Annotated in this window: 25 protein-coding genes; 18 read left to right on the top strand and 7 right to left on the bottom strand. The window is 50.9% G+C overall.

Annotated elements, in window-relative coordinates; translation table 11 throughout:
* Position 1 precedes the first annotated feature (1 nt).
* Positions 2 to 298, top strand: coding sequence for an integration host factor subunit alpha (locus tag CWE23_RS08775; protein WP_105306499.1), 297 nt, complete (start codon positions 2 to 4; stop codon positions 296 to 298).
* A 38-nt stretch (positions 299 to 336) separates the two neighbouring features.
* Here CWE23_RS08775 and CWE23_RS08780 read toward each other — a convergent pair whose 3' ends face one another.
* The 3 genes from CWE23_RS08780 to CWE23_RS08790 all read right to left on the bottom strand — a co-directional run bounded on the left by CWE23_RS08780 (position 337) and on the right by CWE23_RS08790 (position 2,303).
* Complete coding sequence (locus CWE23_RS08780; protein WP_126820038.1) at positions 337 to 1,026, bottom strand: ChrR family anti-sigma-E factor; 690 nt, start codon at positions 1,024 to 1,026, stop codon at positions 337 to 339.
* Positions 1,019 to 1,600, bottom strand: coding sequence for a sigma-70 family RNA polymerase sigma factor (locus tag CWE23_RS08785; protein WP_241970594.1), 582 nt, complete (start codon positions 1,598 to 1,600; stop codon positions 1,019 to 1,021). The genes CWE23_RS08780 and CWE23_RS08785 overlap by 8 nt, the downstream gene beginning before the upstream one ends.
* Positions 1,601 to 1,724: 124 nt before the next feature.
* Positions 1,725 to 2,303 carry an LON peptidase substrate-binding domain-containing protein gene (locus tag CWE23_RS08790; RefSeq protein WP_105306496.1) on the bottom strand — a complete coding sequence of 193 codons (579 nt, stop codon included), beginning with the start codon at positions 2,301 to 2,303 and terminating at the stop codon, positions 1,725 to 1,727.
* A 146-nt stretch (positions 2,304 to 2,449) separates the two neighbouring features.
* On the opposite strand from CWE23_RS08790, the gene CWE23_RS08795 reads away from it, so the two are divergent.
* The 11 genes from CWE23_RS08795 to CWE23_RS08845 all read left to right on the top strand — a co-directional run bounded on the left by CWE23_RS08795 (position 2,450) and on the right by CWE23_RS08845 (position 11,200).
* Complete coding sequence (locus CWE23_RS08795) at positions 2,450 to 3,394, top strand: YbgA family protein (protein ID WP_126820039.1); 945 nt, start codon at positions 2,450 to 2,452, stop codon at positions 3,392 to 3,394.
* 23 nt (positions 3,395 to 3,417) lie between these two features.
* Positions 3,418 to 4,836: a deoxyribodipyrimidine photo-lyase gene (gene phrB, locus CWE23_RS08800; RefSeq protein ID WP_126820040.1), complete on the top strand. Its 1,419-nt coding sequence runs from the start codon at positions 3,418 to 3,420 to the stop codon at positions 4,834 to 4,836.
* A complete protein-coding gene (locus CWE23_RS08805) occupies positions 4,829 to 5,266 on the top strand; it encodes a nuclear transport factor 2 family protein (RefSeq protein ID WP_105306493.1) in 438 nt (145 codons plus the stop codon). The genes phrB and CWE23_RS08805 overlap by 8 nt, the downstream gene beginning before the upstream one ends.
* Entirely contained in the window at positions 5,263 to 5,991 is a 729-nt protein-coding gene (locus CWE23_RS08810) for an SDR family NAD(P)-dependent oxidoreductase (RefSeq protein WP_126820041.1), read from the top strand. Before CWE23_RS08805 ends, CWE23_RS08810 begins: the two co-directional genes overlap by 4 nt.
* Positions 5,992 to 5,994: 3 nt before the next feature.
* Entirely contained in the window at positions 5,995 to 7,269 is a 1,275-nt protein-coding gene (locus CWE23_RS08815; RefSeq protein WP_126820042.1) for an NAD(P)/FAD-dependent oxidoreductase, read from the top strand.
* Between the two features lie 5 nt (positions 7,270 to 7,274).
* Positions 7,275 to 8,000, top strand: a complete 726-nt coding sequence (locus CWE23_RS08820) for a DUF1365 domain-containing protein (protein WP_126820043.1) — start codon at positions 7,275 to 7,277, stop codon at positions 7,998 to 8,000.
* Positions 8,001 to 8,033: 33 nt separating this feature from the next.
* Positions 8,034 to 9,272 carry an SAM-dependent methyltransferase gene (locus tag CWE23_RS08825; protein ID WP_105306489.1) on the top strand — a complete coding sequence of 413 codons (1,239 nt, stop codon included), beginning with the start codon at positions 8,034 to 8,036 and terminating at the stop codon, positions 9,270 to 9,272.
* Positions 9,265 to 9,774, top strand: a complete 510-nt coding sequence (locus tag CWE23_RS08830) for a DUF2878 domain-containing protein (protein ID WP_105306488.1) — start codon at positions 9,265 to 9,267, stop codon at positions 9,772 to 9,774. The genes CWE23_RS08825 and CWE23_RS08830 overlap by 8 nt, the downstream gene beginning before the upstream one ends.
* Positions 9,771 to 10,313: a chalcone isomerase family protein gene (locus CWE23_RS08835; protein ID WP_126820044.1), complete on the top strand. Its 543-nt coding sequence runs from the start codon at positions 9,771 to 9,773 to the stop codon at positions 10,311 to 10,313. The genes CWE23_RS08830 and CWE23_RS08835 overlap by 4 nt, the downstream gene beginning before the upstream one ends.
* Positions 10,310 to 10,852: a DUF3833 domain-containing protein gene (locus CWE23_RS08840; RefSeq protein WP_241970595.1), complete on the top strand. Its 543-nt coding sequence runs from the start codon at positions 10,310 to 10,312 to the stop codon at positions 10,850 to 10,852. The genes CWE23_RS08835 and CWE23_RS08840 overlap by 4 nt, the downstream gene beginning before the upstream one ends.
* 93 nt (positions 10,853 to 10,945) lie before the next feature.
* On the top strand, positions 10,946 to 11,200 hold the full coding sequence (locus CWE23_RS08845; RefSeq protein ID WP_241970610.1) for a DUF3912 family protein: 255 nt from the start codon (positions 10,946 to 10,948) through the stop codon (positions 11,198 to 11,200).
* 63 nt (positions 11,201 to 11,263) lie between these two features.
* Here the strand turns inward: CWE23_RS08845 and CWE23_RS08850 are convergent, their stop codons facing one another.
* Positions 11,264 to 11,632: a hypothetical protein gene (locus CWE23_RS08850; protein WP_105306485.1), complete on the bottom strand. Its 369-nt coding sequence runs from the start codon at positions 11,630 to 11,632 to the stop codon at positions 11,264 to 11,266.
* Positions 11,633 to 11,778: 146 nt separating this feature from the next.
* Between CWE23_RS08850 and CWE23_RS08855 the strand changes: the two genes are divergently transcribed.
* The 4 genes from CWE23_RS08855 to CWE23_RS08870 are packed head-to-tail and all read left to right on the top strand — an operon-like array spanning position 11,779 to position 15,101.
* Complete coding sequence (locus tag CWE23_RS08855) at positions 11,779 to 12,537, top strand: Nif3-like dinuclear metal center hexameric protein (protein ID WP_126820045.1); 759 nt, start codon at positions 11,779 to 11,781, stop codon at positions 12,535 to 12,537.
* Positions 12,534 to 13,313, top strand: coding sequence for a methyltransferase domain-containing protein (locus tag CWE23_RS08860; RefSeq protein ID WP_105306483.1), 780 nt, complete (start codon positions 12,534 to 12,536; stop codon positions 13,311 to 13,313). Before CWE23_RS08855 ends, CWE23_RS08860 begins: the two co-directional genes overlap by 4 nt.
* A gap of 10 nt (positions 13,314 to 13,323) precedes the next feature.
* Positions 13,324 to 14,172, top strand: coding sequence for a diacylglycerol/lipid kinase family protein (locus CWE23_RS08865; RefSeq protein WP_157982923.1), 849 nt, complete (start codon positions 13,324 to 13,326; stop codon positions 14,170 to 14,172).
* Positions 14,173 to 14,186: 14 nt separating this feature from the next.
* Positions 14,187 to 15,101, top strand: a complete 915-nt coding sequence (locus CWE23_RS08870) for an NAD(P)-dependent oxidoreductase (protein WP_275046268.1) — start codon at positions 14,187 to 14,189, stop codon at positions 15,099 to 15,101.
* Positions 15,102 to 15,210: 109 nt separating this feature from the next.
* On the opposite strand, the gene CWE23_RS08875 is transcribed toward CWE23_RS08870, so the two are convergent.
* Entirely contained in the window at positions 15,211 to 16,563 is a 1,353-nt protein-coding gene (locus CWE23_RS08875) for a DUF1329 domain-containing protein (protein ID WP_105306480.1), read from the bottom strand.
* A 162-nt stretch (positions 16,564 to 16,725) separates the two neighbouring features.
* On the opposite strand from CWE23_RS08875, the gene CWE23_RS08880 reads away from it, so the two are divergent.
* Positions 16,726 to 17,907: a WD40/YVTN/BNR-like repeat-containing protein gene (locus tag CWE23_RS08880; protein ID WP_105306479.1), complete on the top strand. Its 1,182-nt coding sequence runs from the start codon at positions 16,726 to 16,728 to the stop codon at positions 17,905 to 17,907.
* Position 17,908: 1 nt separating this feature from the next.
* Positions 17,909 to 20,242: an efflux RND transporter permease subunit gene (locus CWE23_RS08885; RefSeq protein ID WP_126820047.1), complete on the top strand. Its 2,334-nt coding sequence runs from the start codon at positions 17,909 to 17,911 to the stop codon at positions 20,240 to 20,242.
* Positions 20,243 to 20,260: 18 nt separating this feature from the next.
* Here the strand turns inward: CWE23_RS08885 and CWE23_RS08890 are convergent, their stop codons facing one another.
* Positions 20,261 to 21,877, bottom strand: a complete 1,617-nt coding sequence (locus CWE23_RS08890; RefSeq protein ID WP_126820048.1) for a GMC family oxidoreductase — start codon at positions 21,875 to 21,877, stop codon at positions 20,261 to 20,263.
* Between the two features lie 42 nt (positions 21,878 to 21,919).
* Entirely contained in the window at positions 21,920 to 23,356 is a 1,437-nt protein-coding gene (gene sbcB / locus CWE23_RS08895) for an exodeoxyribonuclease I (RefSeq protein ID WP_105306476.1), read from the bottom strand.
* Positions 23,357 to 23,401 lie beyond the last annotated feature (45 nt).

The following is a 23,401-nucleotide window of genomic DNA, read 5'->3' on the forward strand; positions in this document are numbered from 1 at the left end:
CATGGCGCTGACTAAAGCAGAATTAGCGGAAATGCTCTTTGAGAAGCACGGCATCAACAAGCAGGATGCAAAAACTTTGGTAGAAGATTTTTTCGAGGAGATCCGAGCTGTTTTAGAAACTGGCGAGCAGGTGAAATTATCAGGCTTTGGTAATTTTGAGTTGCGAACTAAAAATCAGCGCCCCGGCCGCAATCCTAAAACCGGTGAGGATATTCCTATCAAAGCTCGCCGGGTGGTTACCTTTAAACCCGGCCAGAAATTTAAAAGCCGAGTTGAAAACGCAAAACCCGAGGATTAACCTCGGGTTTTTTTATCATGATTGAGCGTTGAGTGACTCTATACTCGGAAAAACAAGCTACTAAACGGGTTCAGTAACCGGCTGATACCGGAAGTAAAATAGAGTGGTGCATCCAGCGTCGCCAACGTTAAACAATCGTTTTCAGACGTCTGCGGCGTGTGGGTACGATCGGCGTCCAATAAGATAAAGTCGCCATCGTAATAGACATCGTTTTCATCGTTAAACACGCCATCAATGACTAACGTTGCTTCCTGTCCCTTGTGCGTATGCTCAGGAACCTGAGTGCCCGGCTCCATGTAAATCAGATTGGTGTGACCACGCTCACCAACATTAACCGGGGCGCGCCAAAGCTTGCCGACCAAATTGGTCCATTCACCAATGCGACTGTGATTACAGGCCAGCGTACGCGGTAGCACAAAGCGGCGACCCTCGAGGCATATCAGCTCTTCGGGCTGAATGGACGGCTTGGCTTCGGAGGAGAAAATTTCCTCCAGCATTTTATCGCAGGTGGCTTTGCTCATGCCGCTGAAAGCTGCTGTCGGCGTCGTTAAGGTTTCAACAACCGTGTCCAGGTGCTTTTGGCACAAGTCCGATTCGATGTCACACACTGTCTGCTGACAAACAGGGCACATATCAATGTGCGTGCCAACAACCAACGTCATTGACGCACTGAGATCGCCTGCCGCGTATTGATACAGGATGGCTTCGCTAGGATGTGATTTAATCATGCTCAACTATCAACTCTTTTAACTTCTTTAATGCCAGTCGGGTACGAGACTTCACAGTACCTAACGGAATACCGAGGGAATCCGATACTTCTTGCTGTGATTTGCCTTCAATGTAAATTTTTTCAACCACCTCACGCTGAGCGTCCGGCAGTTGACCGTAGTAATGAGCGATTTCTTGCATTAGTACGTCATTATCTAAGGCATAACCGTCATCAAGATTATCATTTTGTTCCGCCAGGATCGGCCAGAGCTCGTCGGCGCTGATGTCATCCTTGCGTTTTTTGTTTTTGCGCAATAAGTCAAAGCGAATATTACGCGCAATCGTAAAGATCCAGGTTGACGGTGAACCACGATCGGGCTTAAACAAGTGCGCCTTGTGCCAAACGTTGGTCATGGTCTCCTGAACCAAATCCATTGCTGTTTGCTCATTACCAAATTGCCGTGTGCCATAAGCTTGCAATTTAGGAGCAAAATGACTGAACAACTCGCTGAACGCAGCTCTACTGCGCGACTCTGCTATCTTAGCGAGAAGCTCAGCTGCCTTATCGGCAGTGTCTTGCTGGGTTGTATTCATAACTCCCCGTTGCGAAGTTCTCTCTGACGTCACTTGCATAATTAGACCTGCTTTATTGCTCGTTGTCTTACTATGAACGTGATCCTGTAGTCAGTGGATCACAGTTGCCAGAAAAAAGTGTTAACTACGACACTAATTGTAGCAGATATTCAGAAACCTCAAGAGGATTATCTTGCTTGATCAACTGCTGTTTTGCGTGCACATCCAACGGCAGAATTTCCAGCCAGCGTTGGCATAACCAGCTTAACTCGTCAAAACGTTCATCCTCATACAAGTTGCCAAGCTCTGGATAAACCTGAAAAATTTCCTGTAAGCGCTCTCGTAAAATGATTTTATCCGACGACAGCGATTTATCCGGCCACGGGGGCAGACGTTCGATGCGCCCCATGTTGAGTCCGTCGCGTTCACAGTGATGAGCGTGAATTTGAACACGGTCTTTACCTTCCACAGTGATACCCAAAAAACCATCATCGAGCATTTCGAAATCAATAATGCTAACCGCAGTGCCGAAAGGCAGTATGTAGTTGTTTGAATCTTTACTTTCGTTGGGATCAAACATACAAATGACAAAGTCGGTCTGCGCAGACATACAATGCTTGACCAGCCGTGTGTAGCGTGGCTCGAAAATGCGCAAACGTAAACGACCTTCGGGCAGCACATGAGCTGTCAAAGGAAATAGCGGAAGTTCTTCGTACTGCGTCATATCACCTAACTGCCGTTGTTATTGATTGAGTTGTTGATGATTACGCAGAGCGGCAAAAGATGGATCTGAAAAATTTGTTTGACAGCAAACTTTTATGCGTTGTTGTACGTTATAAGTAACAACTAAAACGGAGTGGTAACGAATCAATGGAATCGAAACAATTGAAAGTTGGGATCAGCGCCTGTTTACTCGGTGATGAAGTGCGTTTTGACGGTGGTCATAAACGCTCGACATTTTGTGATAACGAGTTATCCAGACACGTCGAATTCGTTCGCTTTTGCCCGGAAGTTGGTATTGGCCTGCCGATTCCACGGCCGACCATTCGGCTGGAACAACACGGCGAACAAATACGTGCGGTGATTCCAAAGACAGGTGGTGACGTCACCCGCGAGTTAAGCGACTTTGCCGACAAAATACAGATAAAAGCAGAGCAACTGAGCGGTTATGTGTTGTGTGCCAAGTCACCCAGCTGCGGCATGGAAAGGGTAAAGTTGTATGATGCCAAGACCGGCCATGCGCGCAAGGAGGCGATGGGGATTTTTGCACGCCGTTTGCAGGAGCTCAACCCAGCGTTGCCGCTGGAAGAGGATGGTCGCTTGAACGACCCGCATCTGCGCGAAAACTTTATTCTACGAGTATGGGTGTATGGCCATTGGCAGCAACTGCCACGGCCGCTGACAAAAGCGGCGGTACTGGAATTTCATACACGCTGCAAATTGTTGTTGTTGGCTCACAACCAGCCCATCTATCGAACGCTGGGTAAACGGCTCGCAGACGTCAATACCATCGATGATGCGTTTGCTAAAAGCTACATCATCGACTTGATGGATGCGTTATCAGAGCCCGCGTCGCGTCGCAATAACACCAACGTGTTGCAGCACATTCAAGGGTACTTTAAAGGGCAGTTGAGTGCCGATCAGAAACAAGAATTCAGTGACATGATCATGCAATACCATGATGGCATTCTGCCACTGATGGCACCGCTAACACTGGTTCGCCACTATTTGCGACAGTTCCCGAACAGTTATCTGGCTAAGCAGTGGTACATCCAACCGTACCCCGAAGATTTAAAACTGCGTTATGGCTTATAGAGCATGATACAAGGACATCAATAATGACGGCGTTGGTTTGGTTTCGGCACGATTTACGAATTCAGGATAACCCGGCATTGGCAAGCGCCTGTGCTGAACACGATGAAGTCCATGCGGTGTATTTGTTGCCGCAGCAGACCTTTGCGGACGCGCACTTCTGGTCACCGCGTAAGGCCGACCTATTGTGGCGTCACCTGAGCGAATTTCAGGCGGATTTACACGCTAAAGGTATATTACTAAAGGTTAAGGTGCATGACACCTTTGCTGAATCTGGCGCAATTATTTCAGGGGTTGCAAAAGAGGTAAGTGCTGATTGCGTTTATTTTAACGCAGAATATCCGGTACACGAAAGTAAACGCGACGGGGCGGTACGGTCTGCCCTTAGGCAGCACGATATCGACAGCCGTGTGTACCACGGCTTGTTGTTGGTCGCGCCGGATCAGGTGAAGACTCAACAGGGTGATTACTATAAAGTTTTCACGCCGTTCAACAAAGCCTGGCGGCAGCAGTTGGCTCAGCAAACGTCGTGGCAGCCAACGGCGGTTGAGGTGAGAAAACCGGTGACTCAAGAGCCGCAGCCGTTACCGGAATGTCCTCTTCCACGGATCGATACCAGTGCTGACTGGCCAGTCGGTGAGCAGGCAGTATTGAGTAAATTTGGCCAGTTCGTTGGACACAGCCTAAAGGATTATCAGCGACTTCGTGACCTGCCTGCGGTGGCCGGTACATCGAAGTTATCCGCCTATCTTGAGCTCGGGGTGGTTGCCCCTAAAACGTTGGCGCGCAATTTACAGTCATTGTCACCGTCGTTCCCCCATGGCCTGGAACAGGGGTCGGATACCTGGTTGACTGAACTGGCCTGGCGTGAGTTTTATCAGCACCTGATGTATCACGAACCGCGCCTCAGCCGCGGTGAGAATTACCAACAACAAACTCAGGGCTTGCCGTGGCGAGACGATGAAGAAGGGTTTCAGCGTTGGTGCGAAGGACGTACCGGTTATCCGATTGTTGATGCCGGTATGCGCGAGCTGAATGAAACCGGTTGGATGCATAACCGGCTGCGTATGATTACCGCCAACTTTCTGGTTAAGGATTTGTTGATCGACTGGCGTAAGGGTGAGCGCTATTTCATGGAAAACCTGATCGATGGCAGTTTTCCGGCCAACAACGGGGGTTGGCAATGGAGCGCATCGGTCGGCACTGACGCGGTGCCGTACTTCCGCGTTTTCAACCCGATTCGGCAGAGTGAAAAGTTTGATCCCGAAGGCAGCTATATTCGTAAATGGGTTAATGAGTTGAAGGATGTTCCGACAAAACACATTCACTGGCCGCACGCGTGGTTGAAGCAGCGGGGTGACAACAATTATGCCAAACCCATGGTTGATCACAGCGTCGCACGCGAGCGGTTTTTAACAACATTCAAGCAGGTGAAAAATGGATAACCAAGAATTGGTCGATGCGCTTAAATCGTTCTATGACGAGTTTAAAGCCGACAATCTTGATCAACTGGAAGAAATGTATCACGAGGACGTGAGTTTTACTGATCCAATTCATCAGGTCGTCGGCTTAAAAGATTTACAAGCTTATTTCAAACATACCATGGAAAATGTTGAATACTGCCACTTCGCCTTTGATCACGAGCTGGTCGGCGACGATAAAGCCTTTTTAATGTGGCAGATGCGCTTTTCTCATCCTAAGCTGGGTAATGGTATGGAGATTGTGCTGCCGGGGGTTACCTACCTCAGTTTTGAGGATGGCAAGATCCGCGAACAGCAGGATCATTATGACCTGGGGGCCATGCTCTATGAACATGTTCCTTTGGTCGGTTATGTAATCGATAAAATCAAACAACGTTTGGTGGCAGACTCATGAACGTTCTTATTACCGGCGCGACGTCGGGTATTGGTCATCAATTGGCCCTGGATTACGCCAAAGATGGTCACAGGGTGGTCGCCTGTGGGCGCAAACAGGACGCCCTGGACACCTTAGCCAGTGCCTATCCGGATCAGATTAAAACGCTGCGGTTTGATATTACGGATAAGAGTGAAACTCTGTCTGCACTGGCTACACAGGAGCCGATTGATATCGCGATTTTAAGCGCTGGTGTGTGCGAATATCTGGACGTAAAACATTTTGACGCCGACATGTTCGAACGCGTATTCCGGGTGAATGTGTTCGGCACGATGAACACGGTCGAGGCGTTGTTGCCAAACCTGAATCGCGGTAGCAAACTGGTGATTGTCGGTAGTCTTGCGCGCTTATTACCCTTTACCAAAGCGCAGGCCTATGGCGGCTCCAAAGCCGCCATCCACTACATCACCCGTTCGTTAGAAGTTGATCTGAAAGAAACTTATGGCATCGATGTATTGGCGGTATCGCCTGGGTTTGTTAAAACACCCATGACCGATGCGAACGATTTTGAAATGCCGATGCGGGTGTCGGTGGAGTTTGCTTCGCAGGCCATTCGCAAGGGTATCTCGAAAGGTCGGCGGGATATTGGTTTTCCAAAATTATTCAGTGGTATGTTACGCGTGATGTCGTTACTGCCGCAGGGAATGCAGGTTGCTTTATCGCGACGTATGGCAAGGAACTCATAAAGAATGAAAATTGCGGTAATTGGTAGTGGTATCTCTGGCCTGACGGCCGCTTATTATTTAAGTAAAAAACACCAGGTATCGGTGTTCGAAAAAAACGACTACATTGGCGGACATACCGCAACGGTCGACGTAAAACTGGGTAATCAGACGCTGGCCGTAGACACCGGCTTTATCGTTTTTAACGACAAAACCTACCCACGGTTTAAGCGTCTGTTGCGCGAATTACAAGTTAACTGGCGCGATACCGAAATGAGCTTCAGTGTGACCGACCCGATTTCCGGATTAGAATATAACGGTCATACCCTGAATACCTTATTTGCGCAGCGGAGCAATCTGTTTCGACCCAAATTTTATCGCCTGTTAAACGGCATCGTAAAATTCAACAATGCCGCGAAAGCGGCGTTAACCAATGGCGAAGACGTTGATCAGAAGACGTTAGGCGAATTTCTCGGTGAGCTTCAGTTATCAGACGATGTCGCACGGCTGTATTTGTTGCCGATGATTTCGGCCATTTGGTCGTCGAGTATCGCCGATGCTGAGCAGTTCCCACTGGGTTTCTTTCTGCGCTTCTTTGAAAACCATGGCTTGCTAAACATCGCCGATCGGCCGCAATGGCACACCATTAACGGTGGTTCAAAATCCTATATTCCACCGTTGGTAAGGCCGTTTCAGGAACGCCTGTATTTGAACAGTGAAATTACCGAATTACGACGCCAGCAGGATCAGGTTCAGTTGCACTTCAGCGACGGCAAAATCGAGTACTTTGACGAAGTCATTATCGCGACACACAGTGACCAGGCACTGCAACTGCTGGGTGATGCCACTGACGACGAACGTGAGATTCTGGGGGCGATTGAATACCAGCCGAACGACGTGGTTCTGCACACCGACGCCGGGCTGTTACCAAAAAGCCGCCGGGCCTGGGCAAGCTGGAACTATCTGTTGCGCAAAGAGGGCGATGCGGAGTCGAAACCAAGTTCGGTCACCTACAACATGAACATTTTGCAGGGTTTGCGCACTGAGCAGCCTCTTTGCGTCACATTAAACAACACCGCGGCTATCGATCCGGCTAAAGTGATTCAGCGCTTTCGTTACGACCACCCGCAGTATTCTATTCCGTCGTTGCGGGCACGTCAGCAACGCGACCGCATCTGTGGCAACCTCAGCACCCATTACTGTGGAGCCTATTGGTATAACGGCTTCCACGAAGACGGTGTGCGTAGCGCTATTGATGTAGTTAATCGCATCGACCCAACGCTTAACGTGCCGAACGAGTAGTCGTTATGCAAACACCACATGACAGCGCACTGTATTGGGGAGAGGTCTATCACCGTCGACTGCGGCCAACGCAACATAGCTTCAGCTATCGTTTTATGCAGTGGTTTATTGCATTGGACGAACTGGAAACGCTGCATAAAACCTCCCGTTGGTTTTCCACCAAAGGTTTTGCACCGCTTTGGTTTCGCCGCAAAGACTATCTGCGGGAGCACAGCGGCAACTTGCAGCAGGCCGCGTTAGCAAAAATGTCAGAGTTGGCTGGCGAAAGGCTCGAGGGGCGGGTGTTCTTTATGGGCAACCTCCGCACCTTTGGGCTGTTTTTCAGTCCGGTAAACTTTTACTTCCTGCAACAGCAGGGGCAGTATACCCATATGCTGGCCGAAGTGAGTAACACGCCTTGGTTGGAGCGCCACTATTATCTGATTGATTTGGCCGAACCACACCCAACGACGCAAAAAGCCTTTCATGTCTCTCCCTTTAATCCGCTCGATATGACTTACCATTGGAGCATTAAGGTGCCGTCCGATGACGTCTTTATACAACTTGCCGCCGCAACGGAAAAAAAAGACTTTATCGCCGGGATGAAATTATCCCGGGGACCGTTAAACCGAGCGGGCATTTGGCGCGTATTAAAAACAACACCAGTGATGGCCCTAAAAATCATCGGTGGTATTTATTGGCAGGCGTTGAAGTTGTTTGTAAAACGCACACCTTTTTACGGTCATCCATAAAAAAATAACAGTTATACAAGAGGGAAAAGTACCATGGCAAATGGTGAAAGTGCGTTAGCGGCACCGTTCGAGTTTAAAGGACTCGATAAGATGTTTCGGTCGTTGGCGATGAAACTGTTGGATCACTTGCAACACGGCTGCCTGACCTTAACAGAACAAGGACGTCTGGTTGGCCAGTTCGGTGACAAAAGCAGTGAACTGCGAGCGGATATTGATGTTAAAAAGCCTAACTTTTATCGCGGCCTGCTGGTCGGTGGCAGTATCGGTGCAGCAGAACTGTACATTGACAAGGTATGGGAAACCAACGACCTGACCGCGGTGATACAAATCTTTGCCCGTAATCTGCCCGCGCTGGATAAACTGGAGTCGCGGGTCGCCTGGCTTACCTTTCCGATCAATAAATACAATCACTGGGCTAATCGAAATCATAAACAACAGGCAAAGCGCAATATCTCAGCGCACTACGACCTGGGTAATGAGCTGTATTCACGCTTCCTCGACCCGCACATGCAATACTCCAGTGCATTATTTCACTCGGCAACGGAATCATTAGAGCAAGCGCAGGTCAATAAGATGGATCGTCTGTGTCAGCAGCTCGATTTGAAACCAACTGACCATCTGCTGGAAATTGGTACCGGCTGGGGTGGTCTCGCGGTCTACGCAGCCAAACATTATGGTTGCCATGTTACCACCACGACCATCTCCGAAGAGCAATACCGCTACGCCGAGCAGCGCATTAAAACGGAAGGTCTGGAAGACCGGATTACGCTGTTGAAAGAGGATTATCGGGATCTGACCGGACAGTACGATAAATTGGTTTCGGTGGAGATGATTGAAGCGGTTGGTAAACAGTATTTGCCCACCTTCTTTAAAACCTGTAATGACCGTTTAAAACCAGGCGGTGTCATGGCGTTACAGGCCATCACCATTGCCGATCAACGTTACAGTAGTTATGCACGGTCGGTCGACTTCATACAGAAGCACATTTTCCCGGGCGGGTTTCTACCATCGGTTCATTCAATGACCGAGCTGTACAAATCGAAAACGCAGATGGTGGTTCGTAACATCCATGATATGGGTAAAAGCTATGCAGAAACCCTGAAGCGCTGGCAACAGGCTTTCAATGCTAAGCGTGAAGAGCTTGAGCCACTGGGTTATGACGAACGTTTTTCCCGCTTATGGAATTATTACTTTAGTTACTGCCAGGGTGGCTTTTTAGAGGAGTCTGTGTCGGTGGTTCAACTGACCGCGACCAAAGCGCGTTATGAGTGATTCGGTAAAACACAAGATTGCCAGTTTTGTGCTGTTTAACGTTTTGTGGCTGTCCGCCGTTGCAGGGCGTGAACAGTACATCTGGTTGACCCTGGCGCTGGTCGTTGCCCAGGTCGGCTATAGTCTTTGGGTGGCTAAAATTAAGCTGCGTCTGATCCTGCAATTGCTGGCTGTTGGGCTATTACTGGAAGCCATCGCAACCGGTCTTGGCACCATCGACTTTACCGGCGGCTTGTTCCCGTTGTGGCTGGCTTTGTTATGGATCGGCTTTGCAGCAATGGCGCCGGTGGCACTGGACTGGCTTACTGAAAAGCCCACCATTGCGGCGCTGGCCGGTGCTATCTCCGGGCCGTTCAGTTACTGGGTAGGGATTGGTCTGGGAGCCGGTGAGAGTGGGTCGGTGCTGCAACTGGTGGTTACCTATGCCATTGTCTGGGCATTGTTTATGTTGTTTTTCTGCCGCGCTTTTAAGGCGCGTCAGGACGAGAGGTTAATCCTATGAAACATCGCTTAATGTCAGGCGTTGCTGGTGCACTGCTGGCAGCCGCCTTAGTAGCGCCTGCTGCCGCCGCGTCTCAGTGTGACGCAGCAGTACCGCAACAACACCAATTAGTCGGCAAAACCCGTCTCAGCGTGATGTTTTGGGACGTGTATGATGCCCGACTGTTTACTGACTCCGGTGAATTTGAATGGTCGCGTAAAGCGTCCCTGAATAAAGTTCTGGTACTGGATTACCTGCGCGATATCAAGGCGAAAGATTTGGTTGAGACGACGGGTGAAGAATGGCAACGACTGAAATTTGATCATGCCGATCAACAGCAGTGGTTGGAGCAACTGCAAGCTATGTGGCCGGACATTAACGAAGGTGATTGTTTGGCGCTGGTCGAAACCAAAGAAGGTTATGCTGAGTTTTATCAGGGCGAAAAATTACTCGGAACGATAAAGGATAAAACCTTCACCGAGTATTTTCTGGCCATTTGGTTATCGCCCGAGTCGCGTTTTGACTATGAGCGTGAAGAACTGGTTGGAGAGTCATCATGATGCAATGGATTAAAGCGGGGTTGCTGGCGCTGGTCAGCGTGCTGTTTTTGGCCGCCTGTTCGACAAGTATCGAGGACTATGAAGGACGTGAACCGGCCCTTAAATTGGAAGAATTTTTCAATGGCAAACTGGTCGCGTACGGCACCGTACAGGATTATTCCGATGATGTGATTCAGCGTTTCCGGGTGGAAATGGTTGGTCGCTGGGACGGCAACGAAGGTAAGCTGGAAGAACAGTTTTACTATGCCGACGGCAGTACTCAGGAGCGTATCTGGTATCTCACCAAAACGGGTCCGAATACCTACGAGGGACGCGCCAGTGATGTCGAAGGCACGGCCGTGGGAACCACCGCCGGCAATGCTTTGAACTGGCAATACGTGCTGAACGTAAAAATGGACGACGGCAGTACCATGGCGTTGAGTTTGGATGACTGGATGTACCTGATAGACAGCGACAACATGATTAATCGTACCAGTATGTATAAATTTGGCATTCCGGTAGGCGAGATCACCTTGTACATCGGTAAGCGTCCGGAGTAATACAACAAAACGCCCTGTACCATTAAGATTCTCTGTTATCCGCCGATAACCTGCGTATAATGCGGCAGTCTGTGCAGTGAGGATTTAGCAGTGATGATGAACGGTCCAACGTTTTCTTATAACAACCCCAGAATCAATGGCCAAACCATTTTTGTTAAGCGTGGCGAGCACGCCGGCAAATTGGGCATCGTCAAGCAGACCCTGGACGGTGAACGTTTTGTGGTATCGCAAGCAGACTTTGGCGATGAGAAAGTGACGCTAAAGCGCAGTGAGTTTTTGGTCTATCGTTACCGCAAAATACGCGTACCCATTGATAAGGTCGCGGGTAAAAATCCAGAAATGTTATAACCGGACTCATAATAAAAAAGCCGTCTGTTGCTGCAACAGACGGCTTTTTTGCTATTTATGCGGTTAAAATGAGCCGCGGGGCAGGCGACACTGGGTCGCATCCTGTTCCAGCTTTTTACGCCACAATTCTTTCGCAGTAAGGCCGCCAGCGCTTGCCGAACTGGCTTTTTTCGTGGTGCTTTTTTTCGCCGCGGGTTTTTTGGCCGCCGAGGTTTTCGCTGCCGGCTTTTTCTCCGCTTTAGGCTTGGACGAACCTGCGGCCGCTGAACCTAGCGCTTCGGCTTCTTCTGCCAATTGTGCCAGACGTACATTCTTGCCGCCGTCAACACTGTACCAACCGTTGCTGGCTTCGATGGTCGGTTTTTTGCCGTGTGCTTTTTGGTAAGCCTGTTCGTACTCAGCAAGTACTTTTTCTTTGTCCAGTTTGCTCATTCAACGATTCCTATTCGGTATCAGATTAACTAACATTTTCGTGCAAAATTTACGCTACATTTCTGTTTATACCGTTTTTTCGGATTATTGTCTAATTTCGGGTAGAATCCTGATAATAACGACAATCAATTGTATGGAGTAACCGCATGACAGTCTCACGTGATGAGCTTTTAGCCTATCTGAACGAACAACTTAATGTTGCAAACATTCGTGATTTTTGTCCCAACGGCCTCCAGGTGCAGGGTAAAGCATCGATCCAAAAAGTGGTGACCGGGGTTACCGCCAGCCAGGCCTTGATTGATAATGCCATTGAGCAGCAGGCGGATGCTTTGCTGGTGCATCATGGCTATTTCTGGAAAAACGAGGCGGCGCCGATTGTGGGCATGAAACAGCGGCGTATCAAAGCGCTACTGGCTAACGATGTTAATTTGTTTGCTTATCATTTGCCGCTGGATGTTCATCCGCGTTGGGGCAACAACGCCCAGTTAGCGGCGCTAATGAACTGGCAGGTAGCCGGTCCCGCAGAACCGCACGATCCTGCCTGTGCGTTGATGCTTGGCCATTGCGATGCGATCGCCAGTGACGAGCTGGCACAGCGACTGCAACAACGGCTTGAACGTGAGCTTAGCTGTTATGTCCCGGTGCAACGACCGATTAAACGACTGGCCTGGTGCACCGGCGGTGGTCAGGGCTTTATTGACCAGGCGGCCGCGTTGGGTGTGGATGCCTTTATCACCGGTGAAGTGTCAGAGCAGACCGTACACAGTGCGCGTGAACAGGACATTGCTTTCTTCGCTGCCGGACATCACGCCACCGAACGTTATGGTGCCAAAGCGCTTGGCGAACATCTACAACAGCAGTTTGGGCTGGATGTGCAATTTGTTGACATGGATAATCCCGCGTGAAGCAGCAGCGTGCGCCGCGCGGCGATTTTACCGGTATCAGTAAGAAATTTGCCCGTAACATCTACGACAGCACCAAAGGTCGGTTGCGCATGGCGGTGCTGAAGCGTGATCTGGAGCCGTTTATCAACGGCAACAAGCGCACAGTACTGGATGTCGGTGCCGGTCTGGGTCAGGTTAACGAATGGTTTCTTGCTAAGGGTCACCACGTGATTCACTCGGACGTGTCTGCCGAAATGGTTGAGGAAGCCCAGCAACGTCATCAACAGCTTGGGTTGAACCGGTTTGCACAATATCTGGTGGCGCCGTTGGCGCAATTGCCGGAGCAACTGCCTGACCAACAGTTTAGTCTGATTTTATGTCATGCGATGCTGGAGTGGGTGGATGATGGCAAAGCTGCGATTGAGCAACTGGGCCAGTTATTAAAGCCCGGCGGCACGCTGTCGCTGATGTTTTACAACCGTAACGCCAAGTTAATGGCGAATGCGGTGTACGGTAACTTTGATTACATTGCGCGTGGCCTTAAAGTTAAGAAAACCGTGCGACTTAGCCCACAGACCCCCCATGATCCTGCGGCCGTCAGCCAGTGGCTGAGCGACTGCGGTCTGCACATCAAACAACAGACCGGCGTCCGCTGCTTCCACGACTATCTGCGCGATGTCTCTGACCAACAACGTTTTGATGAGTTATTGGAGCTGGAACTGCAGTATAACCGTACGTCGCCGTTCCGCGAGCTGGGGCGCTATCAGCACTGGCTTATCGAAAAACCAAAGGATTAGCAGCGCGGTTATGACGGTATTGCTTATTACCCATGGCGCAAGCGCAACGGCACAACGCTGGAGAGATCGTTATCAGCGCTGGTTTGAGAAGCGCCGACAAACGGTGTTGCAACTCACTACGGGCGCGACACAGGATAACGATATTCTTACCCTGCACCGCTATCTGGAACGGGCCAACGAAGTACTGATATTGGCCGGTGACGGCACCTTGCACTGGCTCGTGAATCAACTGACTGAAGCGCAGGCGCAACGGCTGATCCTATCGCCCATTCCTTGTGGTACCGGCAACGACTTTGCGCGCGATCTGGGTCTGCTGCGAGCGGACTGGCGTATGCGGGAGGACGAGCAACTGACGTTGGCGTCCGTTGATATTGGCGAGTTGCACGGCACTCGCTTTGTGAATGCCGCGAGCCGTGGTTTGGCTGCGGATTTGGTGCAGCGACAAGGCGTGCGGAGTAAGCTTTGGTTCGGGCGCGTCAGCTATGTGTTGGGGGTATTGGCCTGGTGGATGCGATATCAGTATCAGCCGCACCAAGCGAATACGCCGGTGTTACAGTCACTGCTGGTCGGGCGCTTTCTGGGTGGTGGTTTGTGTCTGGCACCACAGGCTGATCGGCGTCATGGGTTGCTGACACGGGTTACTGTCAGTGCTGCACCGCGACGTCAGTTGTTGGGCGTGTTATGGGCTGTGTTGCGTGGTCGGCACGCAGCTCATCCGTTGGTGCGAATTGAACAACAGCAAGAATTCTTGCTCCAGGCTTCAGCGCTGGAAATTGATGGTGAATATTATGCGGACCCCATCGCTGGAGCCGCTAATGTATTACGGGGCTTTATTACAGTAAGAGTTGCACGACGATAACGAGCGAATACCGTCTGCGGACGGTCAATAAAGGAGTCAACAGTATGAAATGCACATTTATTGGTCTTGGCGTGATGGGCTACCCGATGGCACGCCACTTAAAACACGCCGGCTTTGACGTTTGTGTTTATAACCGCACCGCCAGCAAAGCGGAGCGTTGGGTAAGCGAGTATCAGGGACGCTATGGCAGTACCCCGGCTGAAGCAAGTAAAGACAGTGATTTTGTCATGGTCTGTGTCGGCAATGACGATGATGTACGTAGCGTATTTTATGGTGACGACGGTTTGTTGGCGCAATTAAAACCCGGTGCCGTGGTGATTGATCACACCACCGCATCGGCGGAGCTGGCCAAGGAGCTGGATGAAGCGGTTCGGGCTAACGGCGGCGCTTTCCTGGATGCACCAGTTTCCGGCGGTCAGGCGGGAGCCGAGAAGGGCATCATGACGACGATGGTTGGCGGTGAGCAGGAAACCTTTGATAAAGCGCAACAGGTGCTTGAATGTTATGCCAAAACTCGTGTGTTGATGGGGCCGGCCGGCAGTGGTCAATTGGCGAAGATGGTGAATCAGATTTGTATCGCTAATGCTGTACAGGGGGTCGCCGAGGGCTTGCACCTGGCGCGTAAAGTCGGGCTTGACCCCGATAAATTGGTTGAAGCGGTCAGTGCCGGTTCGGCCGGCTCGTGGCAGTTGGTGAATCGCTACCGCACCATGTGGGATCAGGAGTACGAGCATGGCTTTGCCGTCGACTGGATGCGTAAGGATTTAGGCATTGCCTTGAATGAGGCGCAGCGCCGTGGTGCGGCACTGCCGGTAACCGCTTTACTTGACCAGTTTTACGGAGAAGTACAGGCCATGGGTGGTGGCCGTTGGGACACCTCCAGCTTAATGGCACGACTGGATAAGCTTGCGGGTGATTGGAAGGATTAACTGTAAAACGTCGCGCCAAAGGCGCGACCTACGTGTAGCTTGCGCCTTTGGCGCAAGAAAAAAGGCCTCGAAAGAGGCCTTTTTTGGTCTAATGCTAAGGGTATGACGGTTAACGAATACCCGCACGACGCAGAGCGTTGGTGCTGAAGTCTTCACGTTCTGGCTTAATATCCCAGTCCATGTATTCACTTTCTTCGTTACCGAGGCCCAGTGAAATGTAGCGACCGGAATCCAGGTCATACAGAGCTTCAGCGGCCATCCACGGCACATCAACGTGGTAGAACTGAGTGTTCAGTGCTTCACCGACACGCCACAGTTCGCCACGACCATCGTAGTGGTCAACCAGCGACGCCGTCCAGGTATCTTCGTCCAGGTACATAGTACGCTTAGAGTAGATATGACGCTCGCCGTCTTTTAGGGTACCTTCAACAACCCAAACACGGTGTTTTTCATAACGAATCAAGTCTTGATTCATATGACCGGCTTTGATGATGTCATCATAATCCAGTTCCGGATTCATGATTTCGTAGTTGTTGTAAGGGATATAAATTTCTTTTTTGCCTTTCAGCTCCCAGTTGTACTTATCCGGCGCACCGTTGTACATGTCCAGGTTATCGGACGTACGCAGGCCATCAGCTGCCGTACCCGGGCCATCATAGGCAACGTTCGGCGCGCGACGGACACGACGCTGACCGGCGTTATAAATCCATGCACGACGGCCTTCTTTAACCTGGTTGATGGTTTCGTGAACCAACAGTACCGTACCGGTCAAGCGAGCCGGCGCCTCAACTTCCTGTAGGAAGTAAAACAGAACGTTATCGTCCGCTTCTTCACGACCCGTTGCCAGGTATTCCGGGAATACCAAGGTTTCTTTCAGTTCCACTGGAACATAGTCACCATTTGACAACACCGGGAACTGGGCCACATTACGGGTCACCGCGCCACCCCGGAAACGAGTGATGTGGTTCCATACCGCTTCCACACCGTTTTGCGGGATTGGGAACGGAATGGTCGTGGTTTCATAGTTTTGAATACCATTACCGCCGGCAACCAGCTCCGCGTTTTCCGCGTTTTTCTGAATTTGCGGCCACAACGAATCCGGATAGGTGGCGGTACGACGTGTTTGGTAAACGTTCATTTTGTAGTCAGGGTACTTTTCGAACATCGCGACTTGCCCAGGCGTCAGGTTGTCGCGGTACTCGTTCAGGTTTTCGCTGGTGATGGTGAAGAGGATTTCATCGTCAGCGAATGGGTTAGTACCACGAACCTCGTCAACGCTTTTATCTGAAAAGCCACCACTCCATGCCGGAATCGAGCCGTCAGCATTACCCGCTTTTTCTGCGCCAATTGGCGTTAGGTCTTGGCCTAAACGAGCTGCTTGTTCCGGACTCACCTTTGCGGCAACGCTAGCGGAAATGACCGATAGGGCAAAAACACCAGCTTTGAGCATCAGTTTGTTCATTGTATTTTTCCTTGTTGTTCTACTTTCGTTCACCACTTTGCCAGAGGTTAGACCTGTCAGGCAATAGTTTCGTTAAAAAAAGCAGGAAAATGGACAAAAAAGGTTTTCAAATAATCTTAACCTTATACAATCCTAGGACATTTTAGGTAAGCAGGAGGTTCCATGCGTTTGTCCCCAACCCATGTCGGGTTGTTGCTCGCAGGCACGCTGAGCATGAATGCAATCGCACAGGAAGGCAGTACGGACTCAACAGCTGCCGCCGAGTACGAAGTGATTGAAGCACCGGCAATAACATCAAATAAAATTAAAGATTCGGTACTGATCGAAGTGGCCCGGGCAGGCGACCGCCTTGTTGCGGTTGGCGCGCACGGTAACATTATTTACCAGTCTGGCGATGATAACACATGGCAGCAGGCAGCTGTTCCGACCAGCGTGTTGCTAACCAGTATTGATTTCAGTGACGCACAGACAGGCTGGGCGACCGGTCATCATGGCGTCATCATTAAAACCACCGATGGCGGTAAGCGTTGGCAAACCGTACTGGACGGTTTTACGCTACTGGAGCGGGAAATTGCCTTTTATCAACAACAGGTTGCTGAACTGGAAGCGGCCATTGAAACGGCCGATAGCGCCGATGTCGGTGACCTGGAATGGGATCTGGACACGGCAAAGTTTCAGCTCGAAAACGCACAACAAGCGCTGCAGGAAAGCGGCCCGAGCAAGCCTTTTCTCGATCTGGTCGCGCTGGATGCGGAGACAGCGTTTGCCATCGGCGCCTATGGCACCTTGGTAAAAACGGAAGATGGCGGTGCAACTTGGCAGTTACTGAACGACCGGCTCGATAACCCTGACGGCTTCCATTTGAACGCCATCAGTCAGTTCGGCGATGCGCTGTTTATTGCCGGTGAAGCCGGTACCGCGTACCGAAGCACCGATTTAGGTGAAACCTGGCAAGCGGTACCGCCGCCATACCCGGGTTCATTTTTTGGCACGCACTTTGACGCTAACGGCCGCGTGTGGCTGTATGGTTTGCGTGGCAATATTTATTATTCCGATGATCTTGGCGACCGTTATCAAGCGATCGACAGTCCGGCAAACGATAACCTTTCCGGTGGTTTCAGTGACGCAAATGGTCATCAATGGTTGGTAGGTAACTCCGGAGCCATTGTCGAAATTGATCCGCAGTTAAACACCAAGCAACATTCGCACCCCAGTAACTCAGTGATAACGGACATCATCGCCGATGGTGATGAGAAAATTCTTACCGGCCGCAGTGGTTTGATGTATTGGCCAGCCCGTATCAGTGAAGACAGTGCCGAGTTAGCCGCACAGGGAGCGCAGTAACGTGGATAAAAAAGTTTATGAGAAAAAACCAGCCTGGCTGGAAAAGTTCCTGTTTAACTTTCGCCTGCCGTGGCTGATTATTTTTGCCTTACTAACGGTATTTTTAGGGTACAGCGCGGCACAAGTGCGCCCGGATGCATCGTTTACCAAGATGATCCCGACCCAGCATCCGTTTATTCAAAATTATTTTGACTATCAACGCGATTTGTCCAGTTTGGGTAACGTGGTGCGTGTTGCGGTTGAACATACTGAAGGCGATATTTTCGACGCTGAATTTCAGGAAACCGTCAAAAATATTACCGATGAAGTTTTCTTTATTCCGGGCGTAAACCGTTCCGGGCTGCGCAGCCTGTGGACGCCAAATGTACGCTGGATGGAAGTTACCGAAGAGGGCTTTGTCGGTGGCCCGGTGATACCGGATGGGTACGACGGCTCCGACGAGTCGATTGCGCAACTGCGGGAAAACGTGTTGCGCTCCGGCGAAGTTGGTAACCTGGTGGCCAATAACTTTGAATCGACGATTATTTACGTGCCGTTGGATGAAGTTAACCCGGACACCGGCGAGAAACTGGATTACGCCGACTTTTCACAAAAGCTCGAAGAGTTAGTACGCGACAAATACCAGTCCGATTCGGTCAAAATCCATATCACCGGCTTTGCCAAGTTGATCGGTGATTTGATTGAAGGTGCCTATCAGGTTGGCTTGTTCTTCCTGCTGGCGATAGCCATTACCTTGGTGATGTTGTACGTCTACAGCCGCTGCTGGCGAAGTACGTTTACGGTATTGGCGTGCTCTATCATTGCCGTTATCTGGCAGTTGGGCATCATTGACCTTATCGGTAGTGGCATTAACCCTTACTCGATGCTGGTGCCGTTTTTGGTGTTTGCCATCGGCGTTTCACACGGTGTACAAATCATCAATGCCATTAGTTATAACCGCACCCATGGCTTTGATAAAATGGAGTCTGCACGACTGGCGTTCCGCGGTTTGTACATTGCAGGTTTAACGGCGCTGGCCAGCGATGCGATCGGTTTCACCACGTTGATGGTCATCGACATTGAGGTCATCAAAGAGCTGGCGATTGCTGCCAGTATCGGTGTCGCGGTCGTGGTACTGACTAACCTTGGTCTGTTGCCGATCCTAATGTCTTATTTCGGCGTGTCGGACAACGGCATTGCTTACCAGAAAAAGGCGCAACAAACCAAACATCCGATTGTCCACTTCTTTGAGCAGTTTGCTCGTCCGAAATGGGCTTACACGGCGCTGGTGGTGGCGTTAGTGATGCTGAGCTGGGGGCTGTATCAAGGCCAGCAATTGCAAATCGGTGACCTTGATAAAGGAGCACCGGAACTGCGTCCCGACAGCCGCTACAATAAAGACAACGCCTACATCGTTGATAACTACAGTTCCAGCACCGACATCTTTGTGGTGATGGCGGCCACAGAACCTCAGCAGTGTATTGCTTATCAGAACCTGGAGTTGATGGAACGCTTTAGCTGGCACATGGAAAATACCGCCGGCGTGCAGGACGTTAAGTCCATCGTGTATGTATCCAAGATGGGTATGTTTGCGATCAACGAGGGTAATCTGAAATGGTTCAGTCTGAACCGCAATCAGTTTGTCACCAATGCGTCGCTAAGCCGTATTCCTGATGGTTTGATCAATAACGACTGTTCGATGGCGCCGATCATCATTTACCTTGATGACCATAAAGCGGAAACGCTGAAAAATGTGGTTGCCTCTGTGAATGAGTTCAACAGCCAGTATCAGCAGGAGGGGCTGGACTTATTGATGGCAGCGGGTAACTCCGGCATCGAAGCGGCAACCAACTCGGTTATTGAGGGTGCGCAGACGAAGATGTTGCTGTGGGTTTACGGTGTGGTTATCGCCTTGTGTCTGATTACCTTCCGCAGCTTGCGCACGGTAGCGTGTATCGTACTGCCGTTGATGTTAACAACCATCATGAGTCAGGGCTTGATGGCCGTGCTTGGCATTGGTATCAAAGTAGCCACACTGCCGGTGATCGCGTTGGGTGTCGGTATCGGTGTTGATTACGGTATTTACATCTACAGTAAGGTGAAAGAAGGTCTGGAGCAGGGTATGAATCTGCAACAAACCTATCACTATGCACTGGAAAACACCGGCAAGGCGGTAGCCTTTACGGGTATTACGTTGGCCATCGGTGTCGCCACCTGGATCTTCTCTCCGATTAAGTTCCAGGCTGATATGGGCATCCTGCTAACCTTCATGTTCCTGTGGAATATGTTGGGCGCGTTGATCCTGATCCCGGCGTTTGCACGGCTGCTGCGCGTGGGTAACGTGCACCAATCCTAATCACGAAACCTTAGCGTGTTAGGCGTCGGCCTTAATCAGGTCGGCGCCTTTTTCAGCAATAGCGATGGTAGGCGCATTGGTATTGCCACTGATGACCGTCGGCATAATCGATGCATCAATCACTCGCAACTGACTCACTCCCCGAACTCGCAAACATTCATCCACAACCGAACGGCTGTCAGCGCCCATACGACAGGTGCTGGTTGGATGATAGATCAATCCACATTGTTGCCGAACCTGAGCAAGTAACTCGGCGTCATCATCGGCCGGGCGTGGAAATAAAATACCGCCGTTATGATGTTGCAGACTCGGTTGTTGCAGAATGTCTAAGGCTTTGCGAATGCCGTTGAGTAAATCCTGCTGATCCGCCGAGTCGGTTAAAAAGCCGTAATCAATGCGTGGTGAACCTAAAGGATCCTGGGGATTTAACCTGACCTTACCGCGCGAGCGGGGACGCAGTAGACAGACATGACAGGTGAACCCGTGTTTTAACGTTGGCCACCAGTCGTAACCGCTGTCATTAAACATCACCGGTAGAAGGTGCAATTGGATGTCCGGTTCAGCCACCGCCGCCGAGGATCGGTAAAAGGCACCCACTTCGGCCAGTGAATGTGCCAGTTGCCCATCTTTTGTCAGCAAGTAACGAATCAGCGCCGGGGTTAGCTTTAGTAGCCCAAAGGGGGTGAGTGTCATGCCGTCGCGACGAGCGTTTTTAACGTGAATGGATATGTCGACGTGTTCCTGCAAGTTATTGCCGACATCGGGACTGTCTGCGATTAGCTCAATCCCTGATTGTTGCAACTCGGCCGCGGGGCCAATCCCCGAGCGCAGGAGGATCTGCGGAGAATTAAAGGCACCGCTGGCTAAAATCACTTCTTTACCGGCGGTGGCCACATAGCGATGGCCACCGCGCCGATAGCAGACACCGTTAGCGGTGCGTTTGGAAAACAGCACACGTTCGGTCAGGCATTCATTCAGTACCACCAGATTAGCGCGCTTGAGTGCCGGCTTTAAATACGCATCATAGGCACCACAACGTTTGCCGTCGGCGATGGTAAACTGATAAGCACCATAGCCTTCCAGTTGCGCGCCGTTAAAATCCGCATTGTAAGGCAACCCGTATTCGCCACAGGCCCCCAGAAACTGCTTAGAAACCGGGTACCAGGGAGCCACATCAGACACTCGTAACGGGCCTTCATCATTGTGATAACAGTCCTTGCCGCGCTGATTACCCTCGGCTTTTTTAAAATAGGGCAAGAGGTCATTGTAGGACCAACCGCTACAGCCATTGGCCGCCCACCGGTCATAATCCGAGGCCAGCCCACGAGTGTAGATCATCGCGTTGATGCCGCTGCTGCCACCGAGCATTTTTCCGCGCGGTGTATAGAGTCCCTGGCCGTCGCGTAATGCACGATCAGGATGACTGCGATACAACCAGTTGAACTTACGCGAATGCATAAAGCGTGCGAAACCCGATGGCATGGACGAAAAAAAGCCACCAGCACCGGGGCCTGCTTCCAGCAGCAGCACGCGGTGTCGGCCATCAGCGGATAAACGGTTTGCCAGTACGCAACCGGCAGAGCCAGCACCGACAATAATGTAGTCGTAATGATGCTGGCGATAGGCAGAGGTCATGTTGTTATGATGTTATTTTAACCATAACAATTTTGTATCACATCACAGCGAAGCCGCATAGTCGTACAACGATTTTAACAGCCGTAAGTTATGGGTATTTTCGTTGTGCACCTGGGCGAGTTGCTCCAGTCGCTGCATAAAGGCTTCAGCGGATAAAAAGCCTGCCGGCGGTGCCAGCATCCGCTGCTGACAAAACTGACGCCAACGCTCGAGCTCTTTGTCGGTCAGGGTTGCCGGGAAATTACGCGCGCGATAACGGAACAATAACTCCGGTAAACGTTTGTCGGCGGTATTCAGCTCCAGCCCCGCCAGTTGCTGCGGGCTGGCGTCCCGGATCATGGCCATGTTATTGCGATCCTGATCACTGAAAAAGCCCTGATAAATTTGCAAGTCGACGTCGTCCGCCGTAACAAACGGACGTTCTTGTTCGTACACCGCAACCAATTGGTCACGTTGATCCGCCGCCGAACTCAAATACTGCACCCGCTGATTGATGGCATCAACATCCAAATCCGCCGCGGCCGCTGCCGCGGAGGAAATGGTGTTTATCGGCGCCAGGAACGGACAGCGGCTCAGGTTAATCAGTTGTAGCCCAAGTTTTGGTAACCCCTGAGCCTCGCGTTGCTGCTTGCTGGCGTAGGTGTGTTCGATGATTTGCTCCGTCGTCAAACCATCCAGTACGGCGGGGTCACAGCGTAAATCCCATACGATGACCGCATTGTTCTGGCGCGGATGAAAGGCAATTGGCAGCACGGCACTTAAATAACGGTTATCGCTGCCATAAAAACCACTGACATGAGCCAGCGGTTGAGGCTGCTGCCAATTGAACAGATCCAGCAGTGCGGCTTTGCGCCGAATTTTAAACGCCCACTGCCACAATTTCGGCTGTTGCTCTTTAATCAGCTTCGCCAGACCAATGGTCGCATACACGTCAGACATGGCATCGTGAGCCTGTCCGTGATCGATGCCATTGGCTTTGGAGAGGTGCTCCAGCTTAAGACTCACCCGGCCGTCGTCGTTATTCGGCCATTCAATACCGTCGGGTCGAAGCGCATAGCAGGCTCGCGTCACATCAATCAGGTCCCAGCGGGAATTACCGTTTTGCCAGGCGTATTCGTAAGGGTCATAAAAATTGCGATAAAACAGCGTGCGGGATACTTCATCGTCAAAGCGAACATTGTTATACCCGATCACCGTTGTGTTTGGCTGGGCAAATTCCTGATGAATAGCGCGGGCAAAATCGGCTTCGTTCACGCCCTGATTCAACGCTAACTGGGGCGTAATGCCAGTAACCAGTACCGCCTCAGGATTGGGCAGAAAGTCGGGGGTAGGCTGTGCGTACAGCTTAAGTGCACGTCCAACCGGATTTAACTCCGCATCGGTGCGGATACCGGCAAACTGTGCCGGGCGATCAATGTGCGGATTCGCACCCCAGGTTTCGTAATCGTGAAAGTAGAAGGTCGGCGTTGAAGCGTCCATAGCATTCCGTCATCATTATTTTCGCTCGAGTATAACACGTCAGCG

Source organism: Idiomarina aquatica, from assembly GCF_003987185.1.
GTDB classification, from domain to species: Bacteria; Pseudomonadota; Gammaproteobacteria; order Enterobacterales; family Alteromonadaceae; genus Idiomarina; species Idiomarina aquatica.

Bases quoted from the DNA above. Each gene is read 5' to 3' on its own strand.
- sbcB (WP_105306476.1), bottom strand. From the start codon at position 23,356: ATGGACGCTTCAACGCCGACCTTCTACTTTCACGATTACGAAACCTGG.
- CWE23_RS08845 (WP_241970610.1), top strand. From the start codon at position 10,946: ATGATGAACGGTCCAACGTTTTCTTATAACAACCCCAGAATCAATGGC.
- CWE23_RS08830 (WP_105306488.1), top strand. From the start codon at position 9,265: ATGAGTGATTCGGTAAAACACAAGATTGCCAGTTTTGTGCTGTTTAAC.
- CWE23_RS08805 (WP_105306493.1), top strand. From the start codon at position 4,829: ATGGATAACCAAGAATTGGTCGATGCGCTTAAATCGTTCTATGACGAG.
- CWE23_RS08835 (WP_126820044.1), top strand. From the start codon at position 9,771: ATGAAACATCGCTTAATGTCAGGCGTTGCTGGTGCACTGCTGGCAGCC.
- CWE23_RS08795 (WP_126820039.1), top strand. From the start codon at position 2,450: ATGGAATCGAAACAATTGAAAGTTGGGATCAGCGCCTGTTTACTCGGT.
- CWE23_RS08825 (WP_105306489.1), top strand. From the start codon at position 8,034: ATGGCAAATGGTGAAAGTGCGTTAGCGGCACCGTTCGAGTTTAAAGGA.
- CWE23_RS08840 (WP_241970595.1), top strand. From the start codon at position 10,310: ATGATGCAATGGATTAAAGCGGGGTTGCTGGCGCTGGTCAGCGTGCTG.
- CWE23_RS08875 (WP_105306480.1), bottom strand. From the start codon at position 16,563: ATGAACAAACTGATGCTCAAAGCTGGTGTTTTTGCCCTATCGGTCATT.
- CWE23_RS08815 (WP_126820042.1), top strand. From the start codon at position 5,995: ATGAAAATTGCGGTAATTGGTAGTGGTATCTCTGGCCTGACGGCCGCT.
- CWE23_RS08775 (WP_105306499.1), top strand. From the start codon at position 2: ATGGCGCTGACTAAAGCAGAATTAGCGGAAATGCTCTTTGAGAAGCAC.
- CWE23_RS08820 (WP_126820043.1), top strand. From the start codon at position 7,275: ATGCAAACACCACATGACAGCGCACTGTATTGGGGAGAGGTCTATCAC.
- CWE23_RS08810 (WP_126820041.1), top strand. From the start codon at position 5,263: ATGAACGTTCTTATTACCGGCGCGACGTCGGGTATTGGTCATCAATTG.
- CWE23_RS08785 (WP_241970594.1), bottom strand. From the start codon at position 1,600: ATGAATACAACCCAGCAAGACACTGCCGATAAGGCAGCTGAGCTTCTC.
- CWE23_RS08850 (WP_105306485.1), bottom strand. From the start codon at position 11,632: ATGAGCAAACTGGACAAAGAAAAAGTACTTGCTGAGTACGAACAGGCT.
- CWE23_RS08880 (WP_105306479.1), top strand. From the start codon at position 16,726: ATGCGTTTGTCCCCAACCCATGTCGGGTTGTTGCTCGCAGGCACGCTG.
- CWE23_RS08790 (WP_105306496.1), bottom strand. From the start codon at position 2,303: ATGACGCAGTACGAAGAACTTCCGCTATTTCCTTTGACAGCTCATGTG.
- CWE23_RS08855 (WP_126820045.1), top strand. From the start codon at position 11,779: ATGACAGTCTCACGTGATGAGCTTTTAGCCTATCTGAACGAACAACTT.
- phrB (WP_126820040.1), top strand. From the start codon at position 3,418: ATGACGGCGTTGGTTTGGTTTCGGCACGATTTACGAATTCAGGATAAC.
- CWE23_RS08865 (WP_157982923.1), top strand. From the start codon at position 13,324: ATGACGGTATTGCTTATTACCCATGGCGCAAGCGCAACGGCACAACGC.
- CWE23_RS08890 (WP_126820048.1), bottom strand. From the start codon at position 21,877: ATGACCTCTGCCTATCGCCAGCATCATTACGACTACATTATTGTCGGT.
- CWE23_RS08780 (WP_126820038.1), bottom strand. From the start codon at position 1,026: ATGATTAAATCACATCCTAGCGAAGCCATCCTGTATCAATACGCGGCA.